We start from the raw sequence: 15,068 nt of genomic DNA, 5'->3' as shown, positions 1-15,068 counted from the left end.
CTCGCGCGCCCGGGCGTGCTCAGCGGCCCCCTGTGCCCGCGCGTGCCTGAATCAGCTCCGATCCCGCAGCGTCGCGCCCCGGTCGGCGAAGGTTTCGTGCCCAACCGGTCAAGACCGGAACGCCGCAGCCGTCTGCCCGAGCCGCGTCCGGTGCGTCCCCGAGCGCCCGCCCGCCGCCGATGCCATCCTGGGAGGCATGACCCACTACGCATTGACCCAGTCCGTGGCGATCGCGACCGACCTCGAAGCCAAGGGGTTCCTCGGCACGGTCGGCAAAATCGCCGCCGCCACCGTCATCTTCTTCATCGCGATCGGCCTGATCGTCGGGCTCATCCTCGGGTACTTCATCGGCCGTTCGGTCGGACGGCGCCAGGGCAGCGGCGGCTGATCGGGTTAACCCGCCTGTCCGGAACGGGACAGAACCTCGCGCGGGCCTTCACCGGCGCCCGCGCGGGTTTCTATTCTGGGCGGAAATTCACCCAGGCGAGGGGACGAGTCCATGCGGACCGTGCTCGTAGTGCTGCTCGTGTTCGCCTCGTTGACCGTCCCGCGCGCGGCCGCCGCCGTCTGCGCGCTCTCGTGCGACACCCTCGACCCGTCGCGGGCCGCGCAAGAGAGTTTTCCCTTGCCGGACAAGGACATCAACGGCCGCGTGCTGCGCCTGCACGTCTCCGGCCAGGACGGGATGGCCTGGGCCAGCATCGACAACGGCCGCGCCGGCGACGCGGTGTGGCTCGACCGGTCCTGGGACGGCGGCAGCACCTGGGACGGCCTGCTGGGCAAAGCGAGCATCCCGAGCACCTGGACCGGCACCCGCACGCTCATGTACAACCTCACCGACCCCGTCGGCCACCGCCGCGGCCTGCTCCGGGCCTGCGGAGACGCCCAAGCGGTGGCCTGCACAGCCTGGATCTACCCGACCGTGTGCGCCGCCGCCTGCGACGGTTCTTCTCCCGGCACGGGCGACACCGAGCCAGTACCGTACGCGACGATCTTCGGCCGCACCGTCCGGCTCCACTTCGACGACCGCGGAATGGCCTGGTCCAGCATCGATTCCGGCGGCTCCGGCGACGAAACCTGGCTGGACCGCTCATGGGACGCGGGCACGACGTGGCCCGACGGCTCGTCACTCGGCCGCACGAGTGTCCCCGCCGGGGCGACCGCGACACAGACCGCAACGTTCGCCGCTCAAGATCCACGCGGACGGCTGAACGGCGGCGCCGTTCGAGCATGCGGCCGGGAAGCGGCTCACCAAGAAGGCGCCTGCACGGCATGGGCGCGTCCCGCACAATTCCGGGTTGCCGCCGGCGTCGATGCTTTGCTGTGGTCCTACGACATTTACCGCGCCTGGTGGCCGTCGAGCTGGTGGAATTCGGCAGTAGCGGTGACCGCACTGGCGGATTCCGGAGTGCCCGACCTGGACCCCGTACTGGCAAGGGTTTTCGACGTGAACCGCGCCGACTTCCCCGCCAGCGCCCGCAGCTCCGACCCGATCGACGGCGACTTCATCAGCCGAGCGATCGACGACACCGCCTGGTGGGGCCTGGCCTGGCTCGCGGCATACGACCGTACGCACGACTCCCGATATCTCGCCGAAGCCACGAAAATCGCCGGCTATGTGCACGGCTTCTGGGACCCGGCCACCTGCGGCGGCGGAGTGTGGTGGGACCGTGAACGTACTTACAAGAACGCCGTCACCAGCGGCCTCTACCTCCGCCTCGCCGCTGCCCTGCACCGCCGCCTGGCCGGCGACACCGAATGGCTGACCCGCGCCCGTGCGGCCGGCGATTGGTACCTGCGCAGCGGCCTGATCAACTCAGCCGGCCTGGTCAACGACGGCCTCACCTCGACGTGCGCGAACAACGGCCAAACCCTCTGGACCTACAACCAGGGCCTGGCCATCGGCGGCTTCACCGAACTCTGGCGAGCAACCGGCGACCAGTCCTATCTGGACGCCGCCCGCCGATTGGCTGATGCGGCAATAACCGGTCTGACTTCGGACGGCGTGCTGGTAGAATCGTGTGAGAGCGGCTCGTGCGATGACAATCAGAAGCAATTCAAGGGCATCTTCCTGCGCTACTTCGGCGATCTCGCGACAGCTGCCGGCGAACAGAAATACCGAGATTTCGTGCAGCGGCAAGCGGATTCGGTATGGCTGCGAGACCGGGACCCCCTCAACCGGATCGGCGAACGGTGGGCTGGCGCCACCCCGAACGCGGTGGATTGGCGGACACAGGCTTCGGGGCTGGAGGCGTTGATCGCCGCTGCCGCGCAGTAGCTCCGCGATGACCGGGATGCCGCGCGGTCGCGGGAATGCCGCGTGGCGGCTGGTGCCAGGTGGTGTTCGGGCTGTGGCACGACGGCTGGCACCGCGCGGTGTTGGGAATTCGGCGTGACGGTTGGGGTCGCTTGGTGTTGGAGATGCGGCGTGACGGTTGCTGCCGCACGGTCGTGGCTGCGTGGCACCTGGACTTTGCGTGGCGGGCGGGACGCCGCAGCCCAGGGCAATGCCGCGTGCCGCGGGATGATGCGTGACGGCCAGACGCCGGACACTCGTGCGGATGCTGCACGATGGTTGGGACGTTATGCGGCGGTCGCGATGCCTCGTGGTCGCGGGGAAGCCGCCTGATGGCCGGACCTTGTGTCGTGGTCGGGACGCTGCGTGCTGGCCGGGACTTTGCAAGGCATGACGCCGCCTCTGATGCAGCGCTGCCGCCGCAGCCGATCCCGGTGGGCGAAGCGCATCAGGATCCGTTCCGCCAGACGCGCCGAATGGAGAGAGTGTCGTCAACGGTGACTGCAGGGTCGCCGTCGACCAGTACGAGGTCTGCGCGCAGCCCAGGCTTGATTCGGCCGCGGTCGGGCAGTCCGAAGCGTCGTGCGGGGATCGAGGTCGCCGCCCGTAAGGCTTCGGTCGGCGTGAAGCCTGCCGTGGTCAGCAGGCGGAGTTCGGCGTGCAGGCTCGCTCCGTGGGCCATCCCTGGTGCGCCGAGGTGTGCTGCGTCCGTGCCCGCCAGGATATCGACTCCGGCTTTCTTCAGCGCGGCCAACGTTTCCAGTGCGTAGTCGAAATGCTCGCGGGGGCTCGTGGCCATCGCGCCGGCCAGGTTTTCCCGCCATTCCGGAGCCAGTTTCGGGAAGACGCGACGGTCTTCGGCGAGTCGGCGGCCGGCGGGCTCGCCGGTGATCGACGCGATTGCCGTCAACGTGGGAATGACGAACACGCTGGCGGCAGCGATCTTCTCGATCAGCTCCGCGGTGTGCGGCCGGTCGAAGAAGAGATGGGTGAGGCCGTCCACTCCGGCGTCGACGACTTGTCCGGCGGTCTCGACGGTCATCGCGTGCGCTAGCACCATTTTCCCTCGACGGTGGCTTTCGCGGACCGTCGCCGCGACCAGTTCGGGAGCGAGCCTGGGCAGGGGGTCGTTCCCGAACAGCCGGCCGTCCTCCACCAGGATCTTGAGATAGTCGGCGCCCTCGGCGATCCGGGCCTCGACGAACGCCGCTACCTCGTGCGGATGCGTGGCAGCCGGCCACGGCGGGTCGCCCTTTCTCAGTTGATGCGGGTGCCCTCCCGCCGGAGTGAGACCGATGGACGGAGAACGCACGTCAGCTAGGTCATTCGAGGCGGCGACCTTGCGGCGCAACGGAATCATCTGCTGCGGCATCGAGAGCATGTCGAATTCGGTGGTGACTCCGAAGGCCAACGCTTGGCGCAGCGACTCCGCGTCGGTGTGCGTGTGCGCGTCGATCAGGCCGGGCAACAGCGTGGTACCTGCACCGTCGACGAGGTCGGCTCCTTCCGGGCGAGCGCCTCCGACGCTGGCGATTCTTCCGCCGGCGACCTCGACGTCCACGATTCCGAGCGAATTCTCGCCGTCGAAGACATGTGCTCCGGTGATGACGAAGTGGTTCACGGAGAGCTCCCAGCGGGTGGCGCGAAGGTTGCTCCGGAACCGTAAGCGGCGGGTGATCATGGTGCCAAGGAGGCACTTTTCGGGTAGGTGGTGAGGGCGAGGTGACCGGGTTTCCCTTTCGAAGAGTGGCCGGGGCGTTCCGCGGAGAGCCGTCAGAACAGTGGCGCCGAAGCGACGTTCCGGCCCAGGCATCCGGGCAACCGGGCCGACGGGACGCAGCAGGGCATTGACGCGCCGTTCCGCGAGACCCGCCGCGGCCTCCGCGTGCGCCAGACCTCCCCGGCCACGCCCGAGCCCGCGGCGTCCTCAGCCCGGAGCAGCCGCTCAACCTCGGTAAACGCCCCTTGCCCGGCTGCCATGCGTGATGTATACATCTTGTCCATGAGCAGTGTACGACAGGCTGGGCGGGCCGGGTCCGCGCAGGACGTCACCTACCGGTTCCTCAAGCAGCGCATCGCCGAGCTGCCTCGCGACGGCGGGACGTTCCTCACTGAATCGGAGGTTGCCGAGGCGGCCGGGACGTCCCGGACGCCGGTGCGGGAGGCTCTGCTGCGGCTCGAGGCCGAGGGGTTTCTCGAGATCGTGCCGAAGAAGGGCGCGTTCGTGCCGCCGATCTCCGACGCGGAGGTGCGGGCGGTGATGGAGGCGCGCGAGCTGGTCGAGGACTGGTGCGTGCGCAAGCTCGCCGAGCGTGTCGACGAGGCGTTTCTCGGCGAGTTGGACGACATTCTCGCGAAGCAGCGCGAAGTGGTGGACGAGCCGGTGCGGTTTATCGAGTTCGACCGCGCGTTTCATCGGGCGATCGTGCGGCGCGCGGGCAACCCAGTGCTGGCCGAGTTCTACGAATCGTTGCGGGAGCGGCAGGTCCGGATGGGGCTGCGCGCGGTCGCGGGCAGCGAGACCCGGGCCGAAACGGTCCTGTCCGAGCACGCGGCGATCGTCGAGGCGTTGCGCGGCGGCGAGCCGGAGGCGGCTGGGGAGGCGCTGGCGAAGCACCTGTCCAGCACGATGACGGCGTTGCGGGTCGAGGAGCGGCTGTGAAGGTCGCGTTGGTGCAGCTGGCCAGCCCGCCGGACGAAACGGCCGCGGACCGCCGGGTGCGGGCTGGGCGGTTGATGGAGTCGGCACGCGGGGCTGAGCTCGTGGTGCTGCCGGAGTTGTGGGCGGCTGGGTATTTCTCGTTCGACGCGTATCCGGATGAAGCGGAGTCGCTCGACGGGCCGACGGTCGCGGCGGGGCGGGAGTGGGCGCGAAGCCTGGGTGCGTATGTGCATTTGGGCAGTCTGGTCGAGAAAGACGCGGCCGGGCGGTTGTTCAATACCGCGGTGTTGCTCGCGCCGGACGGCACGATCGCGCACACCTATCGCAAGGTGCACGTCTTCGGATACGCCTCGCGCGAGGCGGAATTGCTTACACCGGGCGAGACGCTCAGCGTCGCGGAAACGGGACTCGGGCCGATCGGGGCCACGACCTGTTACGACCTGAGGTTTCCCGAACTGTGGCGCGGGCTGGTGGATCGCGGCGCCAAGACGGTCGTGGTCCCGGCTGCGTGGCCGGCGGCGCGGCGTGCGCACTGGCGGATGTTCACTTCGTGCCGGGCCGTGGAAGAGCAGGTGCTGGTGATCGCGGTCAATGCGGCCGGGACGCAGCACGGCGGCGTCGAGTTGGCGGGTACCAGCCGGATCGTCGATCCGTGGGGGACTGTGCTGGCGGAAGCGGGCACAGGCGAGGAAGTGCTGCGCTGCGAAATAGACCAATCCATTGTGGACACGGTGCGGGCGGAGTTCCCGGTGCTGGCCGATCGGCGCTGGCCGGTGTCCACAGCAGACTTCACGGGAGCGGGAGTATGAGCACGATTGCCCTGCACGTCGCGGGAACCGGGGAGGAACTGGCGTTCGCTCCGGCGCGGCTGGTGGTGGCCGGGTACACCGGAAGCGACGAGGCCGCGGTCGAGGAGCACATCGCCGAACTGGCGGCGATCGGCGTGCCGCGGCCGGATTCAGTGCCCGCGTTCTACCACCTGGATACGGGCTTGCTGACGACGGAACCGGTGGTCGGGGTGAGTGCGCCGGGGACGTCGGGGGAGGTCGAGCCGGTGCTGATCCGGCACCAGGGGCGGTATTTCCTGGGGGTCGGGTCCGATCACACCGACCGGGATCTCGAGCGGGACGGGGTGGCACTGTCCAAAGCCGCCTGTCCGAAGCCGCTCGGGGAAGCGGTCGCCGAGATCGGGACCGAGGTGTCCATTCCGGACTGGGACCACGTCGTCGCGGATTCCAGTGTGGACGGATGCCCGTACCAGAAGGGGGAACTGGCCGCGCTGCGGCATCCGGCGGATCTGCTCGACCGGCTCGGTCCGGTCGAGGGCGATTTCGCGCTGTACTGCGGCACGTTGCCGTTGCTCGGCGGCGAATTCACCTACGGCGCGTACTGGCGTATCCACCTGGAACTGCCCGGCGGCCCGACCCTGACCCACGCGTACGAAACAAAACAGAGGAGCGAGTGATGCGCAGCGGAGCCGACTATCTGGCCGCACTGAAAGGCCCCCGGCGGATCTACCTCGACGGCGCGCCGGTCGAGGACGTCGCCCACCACCCGGCGTTCGCGCCGATCGCGAAGACCATCGCGGAATTGTTCGATCTCGCGGCCGATCCGGAATCCGGCATCTCGGTCACCGACCCGGCGAGCGGGTCCACTGTGAACCGGCTGTTCACGCCGCCGCGCAGCCGGGAAGACCTGAAGGCGTACCGCGAAGCGGCGACCGCCTGGGCGCGGCACACGCACGGCTGGGTCGGCCGCAGCCCGGACCACGTGGGGGCGTTCGTCGCGGCGTTCTCCGCGCATCCGGAGGCGTTTTCGCAAGGGGAACGGGACTTCTCGGCCAACATCGCCGCGTACCACAAGCGCGTGCTGGAGGAGAACCTGTACGTCTCCTACGCGATCATTCCGCCGCAGGTTTCGCGGGCGACTACCGCGCACGCCTGGGAAGGCGACCTGATCCAGGCGGGAGTCGCGGAAGAGCGCGAGGACGGCATCGTGATCCGCGGTGCGCAGATGCTCGCGACCGGCGGTGCGGTGGCTGACGAGATCTTCGTGTCCTGCATCAAGCCGCTCGGACCGGAGGACGCCGACTTCGCGCTCGGCTTCGCGGTTCCCGTTGACGCGGAAGGACTTAAGCTCTACTGCCGCCGTCCGTACGCCCCGGCTGCCACGAGTGAATACGACTATCCGCTCACCTCGCGCTACGACGAAACCGACGCGCTGGTGGTCTTCGACGACGTCTTCATTCCGTGGGACCGGGTGTTCGTTTACCGCGATGTCGCGGGACTGCGGCGGCAGTTCTTCGACACCGGTGCGCACGTGTTCGGGAACTGGCAGGCGCAGATCCGGTTCATGGTGAAGACGCAGTTCATCGCCGGGCTCGCGCGCAAGGTCGCGGCGGTGAACGGAGTCGACAAATTCCCCGGCGTGGTCGAGAAGCTCGGCGAGCTGGCGAGTCTCGCGTCCATTGTGGAATCGGCCGTGCTGGCGGCGGAATACACCGCGGAACCAGACGGGAACGGCATGTGGCGGCCCGGTTCCCGCGCGGTGTACGGCGCGATGGGGCTGCAGGCCGAACTGTATCCGCGGCTGCTGGCGATCCTGCGCGACCTGGTCGGCGGCGGCGTGCTGCAGGTGCCCTCCAGCGTCGCGGACCTGACGAACCCGGAGACCCGCGCCGATATCGACAAATACATCTACAGCCCGTCCGCGCCCGCCGAGGAGCGGGTGAAGCTGTTCAAGCTCGCCTGGGACGTCGTCGGCAGCGAGTTCGCCGGCCGCCACCACCAGTACGAGATGTTCTACGCCGGCGCGCCGTTCGTGGTGAAGGGCTACGCCTACCGCAATTACGGCTTCGACGGCGCGCTCGGCGACATCGACGCCTTCCTTGCCAGCTACGACCTCGACGGAGCGATCACCCGATGAGCAAACCGGAACACGAATTCTTCCCGGTGACCGACGTCGCCTTCACGGTGTGCCCCGGCGACGACCCGAAGATCACCGAGCGGATTCTCGCCAAGGACCCGGAAAGCGGGGTGGCGACGCGGATCCTGCGGTACGAGCCGGGCGCCGATTCGACGCCGATGGGCGTGCAGAAACACGATTTCTGGGAGGAGGTCTACATTCTCGAGGGCTCGTTCACCGACCTCACGCTCGGCCGGACGTTCACCGCGGGGATGTACGCCTGCCGTCCGCCGGGCATGCCGCACGGCCCGTGGCGGACCGACGAGGGGGTCGTCACGTTCGAGGTCCGCTACCCCGCCTGAGCCCCTTCGCAAGGAGAACGTCATGATCACTTCCTCGGCCGAGGTCGACCCGATGACGATGCGCCGCACGATGGGGCGTTTCGCGACCGGCGTCGCGGTGGTCACCACCCGGGCGGCGGGGGTGCCGCACGGGATGACCGTCAACTCGCTGACGTCGGTTTCGCTCGACCCGCCGCTGCTGCTGGTGTGCCTGACGACCGGCGCGCGCAGCACCGACGCGGTCGTCGAGGCGGGCCGGTTCGCGGTCAACATCCTGTCCGCGCGGCAGGAACAGCTCGCGCTCCGCTTCGCCCGCCGCGGCGAGGACCATTTCGCCGGGCTGGAGGTGACCGAAGGCAGGCATCGCGTGCCGGTGATCCCGGATGCCTTCGCGCACCTCGAATGCGACGTCGAACGGCATCTGGTCGCCGGCGACCACGTGGTCGTGTTCGGGCACGTGCGCAGCGTGTGCGAGCGCGACGGCGACCCGCTGGCGTTCCACGGGGGACGGTTCGCGGACCTCGCCGACCGGGCCGACGAGCCCGTGCACTGGTTCTTCTGAGGTTGTTCCCAGGGGGGAACCCGCCTCGGTGGCTGCGCCAACAGCCACCGAGGCTTCCGGCATCAGCACTTCATCCGCGTCACGGACCCTCCGACCACAGGAGCCGAAATGGCCGATACCTCTCGCGAACGTAACAGAAAACGCCCGCACACGCGGCTGGGGGTGGTGGCGGCGTCGAGTCTCGCCGGCACCGCCGTCGAATGGTACGACTTCTTCCTGTACGGCACCGCGTCCACTTTGGTCTTCAACAAACTGTATTTCCCGTCGCACGACCCGTTGGTCGGCACGGTTCTCGCTTTCGCCACCTACGCGGTCGGATTCCTCGCGCGGCCGCTGGGCGCGGTCGTGCTCGGCCACCTCGGCGACCGGAAGGGACGGCGGTCGACGCTCATCGCGAGTCTGCTTTTGATGGGTGCTTCGACGTTCTTGATCGCTTTGCTGCCCACTTACGAGGCGGTCGGCGTGCTGGCGCCGTTGCTGCTCGTCGTCTGCCGTCTGGTGCAAGGCTTTGCGCTCGGCGGCGAATGGGGCGGGGCCGTGTTGCTGGTGTCCGAGCACGGCGGCAGTGCGCGTCGGGCGTTCTGGTCTTCGTGGCCGAATGTCGGGCCGCCGCTGGGCAATCTGCTCGCCGCGGGGGTGCTGGCGGTGCTTGGCTCGGTGATGCCGTCGGCGCAGTTCCTGTCTTGGGGCTGGCGGATCGCGTTCGGCTTGTCGGCGGTGCTGGTTCTGATCGGCTTGTGGCTGCGGCTTTATGTCGCGGAAACACCGTTGTTCAAGGAGGCGCCGAAGCCTAAGGGGCTTCCTGCCGGCGTGGTCGTTCGCGAGCATTGGCGCAGCGTTTTGCTCGCGGCGGCGACTCGTTTCGGGGAGAATGCCGGGTTTTACCTGTTCTCGTTGTTCGTGATCACTTATGTCACGACTGTGCTCAAAATGGACAGTTCGGTCGGGTTGACGGCAGTGCTGGTCGGGCAGGCGTGTGCGGTGGTGACGATTCCGCTTTTCGCCCTGCTGGCCGACCGGATCGGACGGCGGCCGATCTACGTGGTCGCTTCGGTGGCGACGATCGTGTGGGCGTTCGTGTTCTTCGCGCTGGTCGACACGCGCAGTCCTGGGCTGATCACGGTCGCGGTGGCCGGCGGATTGCTGATCTTCGCCGCGTACAGCTCGGTGATCGGGGCGTTCTTCGCGGAACTGTTCCCGACCGAGGTGCGGTATTCCGGGGTTTCGCTGGCGTACAACCTGGCGTCGGTGCTGGCCGGTTCACTCGCGCCGATCATCGCGATCGGGTTGTACGCGAAGTTCGGCACCGGGTACGCGATCGGGGTCTATTTGGCGGTGATGGGCTTGATCTCGCTGGTGGCCTCGCTGATCGCGAAGGAGACGAAGTCGGTCGACCTTGGTTCGGCGGCGGGCAAGGAGGAGGAAGTTCGTGCATCCGTCGATTGAGTATCTGGACGCTTACGGCCGCGGCGAGGAGGACCTTCTCGACGGCGAACGCGAGCAGATCGCGGCCGCCGACGCGGACTACGACACCGACAAGCACTGGGCGTTCGAGATCAAACCCGAAGAATGCGCGCTGATCGTGGTGGACCTCCAGGAGGATTTCGTCCGCCCCGACGGGCCGATGCGGGTGCCGGAGGCGTACCGGCAGCTGCCGCGGGTACAGAAGCTCATCGACGCGTGCCGGGAAGCCGGGGTGCCGGTGCTGTACACCGAGCACACGATCGCGCCGGACGTCGCGCACGATTTTTACGCCTTCTGGCCGCCGATCGCGAACGGCGCGATCGCGGAGGGAACGCCCGGAGCGAAGCTGTACCACGGGCTGAAACCGCGCGAGGACGAACGCGTCATTTCAGCGAAGCACACGTACGACTCCTTCGCGGGCACCGATCTGGACTACGCGTTGCGGTGCCAGGGAGTTCGGACGTTGATCGTGTGCGGCACGCTCACCAACTTCTGCTGCGAGTCCACCGCTCGAACCGGATACTTCCTCGGTTACCACATCGTGTTCGGTTCGGACGTCAACGCGACCGACAACGCCGAAGCGCACCGCGCCACCCTCCGTACCATTCGGCGCGGGTTCGGCAGGGTCATGGACCACCAAGCGATCATCGCCGCCCTGAGCGAAGGCGACACCCTTCACCGCGAAGCGAAACTCAAGCCAGCGCCTTGACGTCCAGCAACTGATTCACCTGCGCACTGAGCGCCGCTGCCTGGTCCAGGTGGATTTCCCGGAACGTCACGGTGTCCCGCCCCGGCCGGAGCTGCCCGACCTTCCACAGCGAGGCCGACGCGACGGTGGCGATCACCGCGAACCCGCCGGAGGTGTTGCTGTCCGGGCCCAGCACGGTGAGCACGTCGCCGTACGCCAGGATGCCGCCGGGCGGGTAGCTGGAGTCCAGGAGGTTCGACGGGTGCCCGCCCGCCACGCCGCCGGACGGGCGGGCCCAGCGGAAGCGGTGCGGGTTGAACCGGATGCCGACGCGGTCCGAGCTCAGGTCGCAGCGCCAGGACGCGGCGAGGAAGTCGGCGAAATCCTCCGCGGTCAGGAAATCCGGGTCGGCGTGCGGGCCGCGGAGGATTTCGATTTCCCAGGCGGTCGGGTAGCTCGGGCGCAAGGAGACCGGGAGACGGCGCGGCCGGGAAGGAGCGGCGGGGAAAGTGTCCAGGATGTCCGCGCGTTCCAGGGCTCGGCCGTCGAGGCCGCCGATGCCGGCGAGCAGGAAGGTCGAACGGGAGCCGAAAACCTCCGGTACCGCGATGCCGCCGGACAGTGCCAGGTACAGCCGGTGTCCGGGGCCGCGCAGGACCTCGCAGGCCAGGACGTCGCCGGTTTCCACGGGGACCGATTCCCATTGCGGGACAGGGGATCCGTTGAGGGTGACCGTGGTTTCCGGGCCGGTGACGGCGATCCGGCCGGGGGCGAGGACGCCTGCTTGGAACCGGCCCAGCGGGATCTCCAGGGCGGCCGCGCCGGGGCGGTTGCCGACGAGGAGGTTCGCCAGGCGGAAGGCGAGCGAATCGACGGGACCGGAAGGGAAGAACCCCAATGACTGCCTGCCGCGCCGGCCCGGATAGTCCTGCACGGTCGTCTGCAGGCCGGGTTCCAGTACTTCGAGAGCCGCGGTCTGCGTCACGGGATCTTCACCAGTTCCTGCGCGGCGACCCGGTCCGCGCGCCGTTTGGCCGCCTCGGCCGCGACCGCCGGATCGGCTTGCACGGCGAGGTGGTCGGCGACCGCGTACCGGCCGGGTTCGATGTCGTAGTCGTAGCGGCCCTCGAAAACCTGCCTGCGCAATTCGATCAGTTCCGCCTCTTCGACGCGGTAGAAGGAGATCCGGTCGCCGGGATGGATCAGGATCGGGTCCGCGCGGTGCGCGCGCGGACGGCGGACGAGGTCGCAGATCGGCAGCGTCCGGCCGAAAAGCTGGTACGAGCCCGGCGATTCGATCGGGTGGATCACCAGGCACGGGCCGCCGAACGCGACGGCGCCCTCGGGGGTCCAGGAGCGCGCCGGGTTGTATTTCGGGGCGACCAGTTCGGAGCGCGGGTCGAGGGGGAGCAGCGACGGCAGGCCCGGGTAGAAGCCGGTGAACGCGTTCCACCACTGCGATTCCAGGATCCGGGAGTACAGCGCCTCGCGGTTCGGCAGGCCGTTGGAGCGCACGAGATAGTCGACGTTGTTGCCGTCGACGGCGTTGGGCGCGTCCGGGCGCGTGGTGATCTGGTAGCGCTCCACGGCTTCCCGCGACGTCGAATCGTCGAACGCGATCGGGAGCTTCACCCGGCGGCTCGGCAGCACGAGCGAGCCGGGCTCGGGGATTTCGCGGTGCAGCTGGTCCATCGCGGCGATCACGGCGTCGTGCCGGATCGTTTCCGGGTCGTAGTGCACGAGCAGCGAACGCAGTCCCGGCGCGACTTCCAGCACCCCGCGCACCGGGTTTTCCTCCAGCCGCCGCGCCGAGGCGTGCGCGAAGAAGTTGAGCCCGAGGTCGACCGGCAGCGGCGGCCCGTACTCCACCAGCAGCGCGCGATCGCCCGCGGTCCGGTACGTGACGTCCGGCCGGGACGGGGCAGCTGCGGGCATCGGGATCTCTTTCCGTTGTGCCGCCGGACATCCGGGGGCGGGGAAGTCCGATCGGGACGGTTTCTACCCACCAGCACCGGGTTTTGTCCAGAACGTTGGTTCGTCCGGGTGGCGATCGCCCGGCGGCCGGGCGGACCGGCGGTTACACTTCCGGCCGCCGGATCCGTCCCCGGGAGACACCATGCCGCTTACGGTCCAGATGCTGCTCGAACGCGGCGAACACGGTCTCGAACTCGCCGCCGAAGGCGCGCCCGGAGCTGTGGACCGGGCGGTCACGTGGGCGTTGATCAGCGAGCTGCCCGATCCTTCGCCGTATCTTGAGGGCGGCGAGCTCGTGCTTACCACTGGGTCTCGGCTCGCGCTGGGCGAAGCGGCCAGCCGGGAGTACGTGGACCGGCTCGTGGCTGGCGGTGCGGTGGCGCTCGGGTTCGGGGCCAGTTCGTTCTATCAGAATGTGCCGCGGCCGCTAGTGGACGCGGCCAGCGAGGCTGGGTTGCCCGTACTGGCGGTGCCTGCGACGACCCGGTTCGCCGCGTTGAGCCGTCTCGTCGCCGGGCATCTGTCCGATGAGCGGCAGCGGGAGTTGAACTACGCGGTTTCGGCGCAGCGGGATTTGACCCGGGCGTCCTTGTCGCCGTACTCGGCTCGGGCGATCGCGGAGCGGCTGGCGAAGGCGGTGCGCGGGTGGACGTTGCTGCTGGACGCTGCCGGCGGGTTTCGAGCGGGGGTGCCCGCGGCGCGGATGCATGTGGCGCGGGTGCGGATCGAGTTGCCGCGGCTGCGCGACCGGGCCAATTCGGCGAGTCTGAGCATGACGATCGCGGGGGAGTCGGTGGTCGTGCTGCCGCTCGCGGTGCGGGGGCGGGTGCAGGGGTTTCTCGTGGTGGGGCGGTCTACTCCGCTGACTGCTGCCGAGCAGGCGATTGTCACTACTGCGGTGTCGTTGCTGTGCGCTGAGTTGCATAGTGCGCGCGGGGTGCTGGACAGCGAGCGGCAGCATCGGCTGGCGGTGTTCAAGGCTGCTGTGGCTGGGGATGTCGGGCTGGCCACGGCTATTGGGGACGCGCTGGATACCGACTTTCCGGAGGGGGATCTTCGGGTCGCGATTCTGGGGGTTCCGTCCGGGCATGAGCGGGAGTTGCTCGAGCATGCCGAGGGGGATCACGGGTTGCGGAGTCTGCGGGCGTTGGTGGCCGAATGGGAGCGGGGGCGGGTGGTGGTGTTGATGCCGCCTGCGGAGGGGGATACGCGGACGTTGGAAGCCTTGCTGCGGCGGATTCCGCTGGCTCGGGGCGCGGTCAGTGATCCGACTCCGCCCGGGGAGCTGGCGGCGGCTTGGGAGCAGGTTCGGTCGGTGTTCACCAGTTCGCGTGGGGGTGCTGGGGTGCTGACTTGTGCTGGGGACGTGGCTACCAGCGGCTTGATGCGGTTTCTCGACAACGACGAGGTTCGGGGGTGGGCCCGGGCGTTGCTGGAGCCGGTCACGGACAAGACCGGGTCGGCGAAGATCGATCTGCGGCATACGCTGCGGACGTTTCTGGCGCACAACGGGCAGTCGGATGCTTCGGCTACGGCGTTGGGGATTCATCGGCATACGTTGCGGTATCGGATGGGGAAGGTTGCCGAGGCGCTGGGGAGAGAGGTGGACGATCCGGCTGTTCGGGCGGAGTTGTGGATCGCTTTGCAGTTGGATGATCAGTTGTGAGGGGGCGGCTCGTCGCCCTGGCGGTGCCATTGCGCCCGGGGGCGTGGGGTGCCTCGATGGGCGGGTGCGGCGGCTGCGGTTCGCGAGCCTCAATGAGGTTTTCTCAGTAGCTGTGGTGTGCGGGCTCGCTGCGGCAACGCGCAACGCACGGCTCCGCCTCGCGCCTGGCTCCGCCTCCGCCGACGTACGTGAGCGGACCCTCATTGACTTTGATTCCTCACGGTTCCCCTCACCTGCGGTGCTCACCGGCCGGACCGGCGGGCATCGGCCGGGGGCGGCTTCACCCGCGCCTCGCCAGGCACCCGCGCGGCTTACCGCCCTGCGTCCGGCCCGCCGCAAGCGCCACTGAGAAACCCCAATGTGGCGTTGGGTGCATGGGATGCACCCAACGCCGCATTGGGGCGCATCCCGGCGAAGGCGGCCGAGGCGGCCCGTGAAGGGCTCCTTGAGGGGACAGGTGTCCGTGAAGGGGCCCCTTCACGGCCGGTTGAGCGTCGTGAGAGGAAGCCTC

Annotated in this window: 14 protein-coding genes; 11 read left to right on the top strand and 3 right to left on the bottom strand. The window is 68.6% G+C overall.

All coding sequences use genetic code 11. The annotated features are described in order from the left end of the window. The first annotated feature begins 196 nt into the window (after window positions 1-196). Window positions 197-388 carry a hypothetical protein gene (locus H4281_RS39865; protein WP_037814825.1) on the top strand — a complete coding sequence of 64 codons (192 nt, stop codon included), beginning with the start codon at window positions 197-199 and terminating at the stop codon, window positions 386-388. 111 nt (window positions 389-499) lie between these two features. Next, window positions 500-2,278 carry a glycoside hydrolase family 76 protein gene (locus H4281_RS39860; protein ID WP_182896029.1) on the top strand — a complete coding sequence of 593 codons (1,779 nt, stop codon included), beginning with the start codon at window positions 500-502 and terminating at the stop codon, window positions 2,276-2,278. A gap of 466 nt (window positions 2,279-2,744) precedes the next feature. Here H4281_RS39860 and H4281_RS39855 read toward each other — a convergent pair whose 3' ends face one another. Next, window positions 2,745-3,917 (bottom strand): amidohydrolase family protein, encoded by a 1,173-nt coding sequence (locus H4281_RS39855; RefSeq protein ID WP_220508559.1) that lies wholly within the window; start codon window positions 3,915-3,917, stop codon window positions 2,745-2,747. A 381-nt stretch (window positions 3,918-4,298) separates the two neighbouring features. Between H4281_RS39855 and H4281_RS39850 the strand changes: the two genes are divergently transcribed. From H4281_RS39850 to H4281_RS39815, 8 genes are all read left to right on the top strand, one after another. Next, complete coding sequence (locus tag H4281_RS39850) at window positions 4,299-4,958, top strand: GntR family transcriptional regulator (protein ID WP_182896027.1); 660 nt, start codon at window positions 4,299-4,301, stop codon at window positions 4,956-4,958. Then, complete coding sequence (locus tag H4281_RS39845; protein ID WP_182896026.1) at window positions 4,955-5,767, top strand: nitrilase-related carbon-nitrogen hydrolase; 813 nt, start codon at window positions 4,955-4,957, stop codon at window positions 5,765-5,767. The genes H4281_RS39850 and H4281_RS39845 overlap by 4 nt, the downstream gene beginning before the upstream one ends. Continuing rightward, entirely contained in the window at window positions 5,764-6,423 is a 660-nt protein-coding gene (locus tag H4281_RS39840) for a DUF2848 family protein (protein ID WP_182896025.1), read from the top strand. Before H4281_RS39845 ends, H4281_RS39840 begins: the two co-directional genes overlap by 4 nt. Next, window positions 6,423-7,883, top strand: a complete 1,461-nt coding sequence (locus H4281_RS39835) for a 4-hydroxyphenylacetate 3-hydroxylase family protein (protein ID WP_182896024.1) — start codon at window positions 6,423-6,425, stop codon at window positions 7,881-7,883. The genes H4281_RS39840 and H4281_RS39835 overlap by 1 nt, the downstream gene beginning before the upstream one ends. Then, window positions 7,880-8,224, top strand: a complete 345-nt coding sequence (locus tag H4281_RS39830) for a cupin domain-containing protein (RefSeq protein WP_009076086.1) — start codon at window positions 7,880-7,882, stop codon at window positions 8,222-8,224. The genes H4281_RS39835 and H4281_RS39830 overlap by 4 nt, the downstream gene beginning before the upstream one ends. Window positions 8,225-8,246: 22 nt before the next feature. After that, on the top strand, window positions 8,247-8,765 hold the full coding sequence (locus H4281_RS39825; protein WP_182896023.1) for a flavin reductase family protein: 519 nt from the start codon (window positions 8,247-8,249) through the stop codon (window positions 8,763-8,765). A 108-nt stretch (window positions 8,766-8,873) separates the two neighbouring features. Beyond that, complete coding sequence (locus H4281_RS39820) at window positions 8,874-10,211, top strand: MFS transporter (RefSeq protein ID WP_182896022.1); 1,338 nt, start codon at window positions 8,874-8,876, stop codon at window positions 10,209-10,211. After that, on the top strand, window positions 10,195-10,938 hold the full coding sequence (locus tag H4281_RS39815) for a cysteine hydrolase family protein (protein WP_237598865.1): 744 nt from the start codon (window positions 10,195-10,197) through the stop codon (window positions 10,936-10,938). Before H4281_RS39820 ends, H4281_RS39815 begins: the two co-directional genes overlap by 17 nt. Here the strand turns inward: H4281_RS39815 and H4281_RS39810 are convergent. After that, a complete protein-coding gene (locus tag H4281_RS39810; RefSeq protein WP_182896021.1) occupies window positions 10,922-11,902 on the bottom strand; it encodes a 5-oxoprolinase subunit C family protein in 981 nt (326 codons plus the stop codon). The two genes, H4281_RS39815 and H4281_RS39810, sit on opposite strands and share 17 nt — an antisense overlap. Next, on the bottom strand, window positions 11,899-12,852 hold the full coding sequence (locus tag H4281_RS39805) for a 5-oxoprolinase subunit B family protein (RefSeq protein ID WP_182896020.1): 954 nt from the start codon (window positions 12,850-12,852) through the stop codon (window positions 11,899-11,901). Before H4281_RS39805 ends, H4281_RS39810 begins: the two co-directional genes overlap by 4 nt. Window positions 12,853-13,033: 181 nt before the next feature. On the opposite strand from H4281_RS39805, the gene H4281_RS39800 reads away from it, so the two are divergent. Next, a complete protein-coding gene (locus tag H4281_RS39800; protein ID WP_182896019.1) occupies window positions 13,034-14,557 on the top strand; it encodes a PucR family transcriptional regulator in 1,524 nt (507 codons plus the stop codon). Window positions 14,558-15,068: the final 511 nt, after the last annotated feature.

Source organism: Amycolatopsis dendrobii (genome assembly GCF_014145675.1).
GTDB lineage: Bacteria > Actinomycetota > Actinomycetes > Mycobacteriales > Pseudonocardiaceae > Amycolatopsis > Amycolatopsis dendrobii.
Note: the sequence above shows the minus strand (reverse complement) of the source record. Positions and strands in the feature narration are given on the sequence as shown.

Bases quoted from the DNA above. Each gene is read 5' to 3' on its own strand.
- H4281_RS39805 (WP_182896020.1), bottom strand. From the start codon at position 12,852: ATGCCCGCAGCTGCCCCGTCCCGGCCGGACGTCACGTACCGGACCGCG.
- H4281_RS39820 (WP_182896022.1), top strand. From the start codon at position 8,874: ATGGCCGATACCTCTCGCGAACGTAACAGAAAACGCCCGCACACGCGG.
- H4281_RS39840 (WP_182896025.1), top strand. From the start codon at position 5,764: ATGAGCACGATTGCCCTGCACGTCGCGGGAACCGGGGAGGAACTGGCG.
- H4281_RS39825 (WP_182896023.1), top strand. From the start codon at position 8,247: ATGATCACTTCCTCGGCCGAGGTCGACCCGATGACGATGCGCCGCACG.
- H4281_RS39850 (WP_182896027.1), top strand. From the start codon at position 4,299: ATGAGCAGTGTACGACAGGCTGGGCGGGCCGGGTCCGCGCAGGACGTC.
- H4281_RS39860 (WP_182896029.1), top strand. From the start codon at position 500: ATGCGGACCGTGCTCGTAGTGCTGCTCGTGTTCGCCTCGTTGACCGTC.
- H4281_RS39830 (WP_009076086.1), top strand. From the start codon at position 7,880: ATGAGCAAACCGGAACACGAATTCTTCCCGGTGACCGACGTCGCCTTC.
- H4281_RS39800 (WP_182896019.1), top strand. From the start codon at position 13,034: ATGCCGCTTACGGTCCAGATGCTGCTCGAACGCGGCGAACACGGTCTC.
- H4281_RS39865 (WP_037814825.1), top strand. From the start codon at position 197: ATGACCCACTACGCATTGACCCAGTCCGTGGCGATCGCGACCGACCTC.
- H4281_RS39835 (WP_182896024.1), top strand. From the start codon at position 6,423: ATGCGCAGCGGAGCCGACTATCTGGCCGCACTGAAAGGCCCCCGGCGG.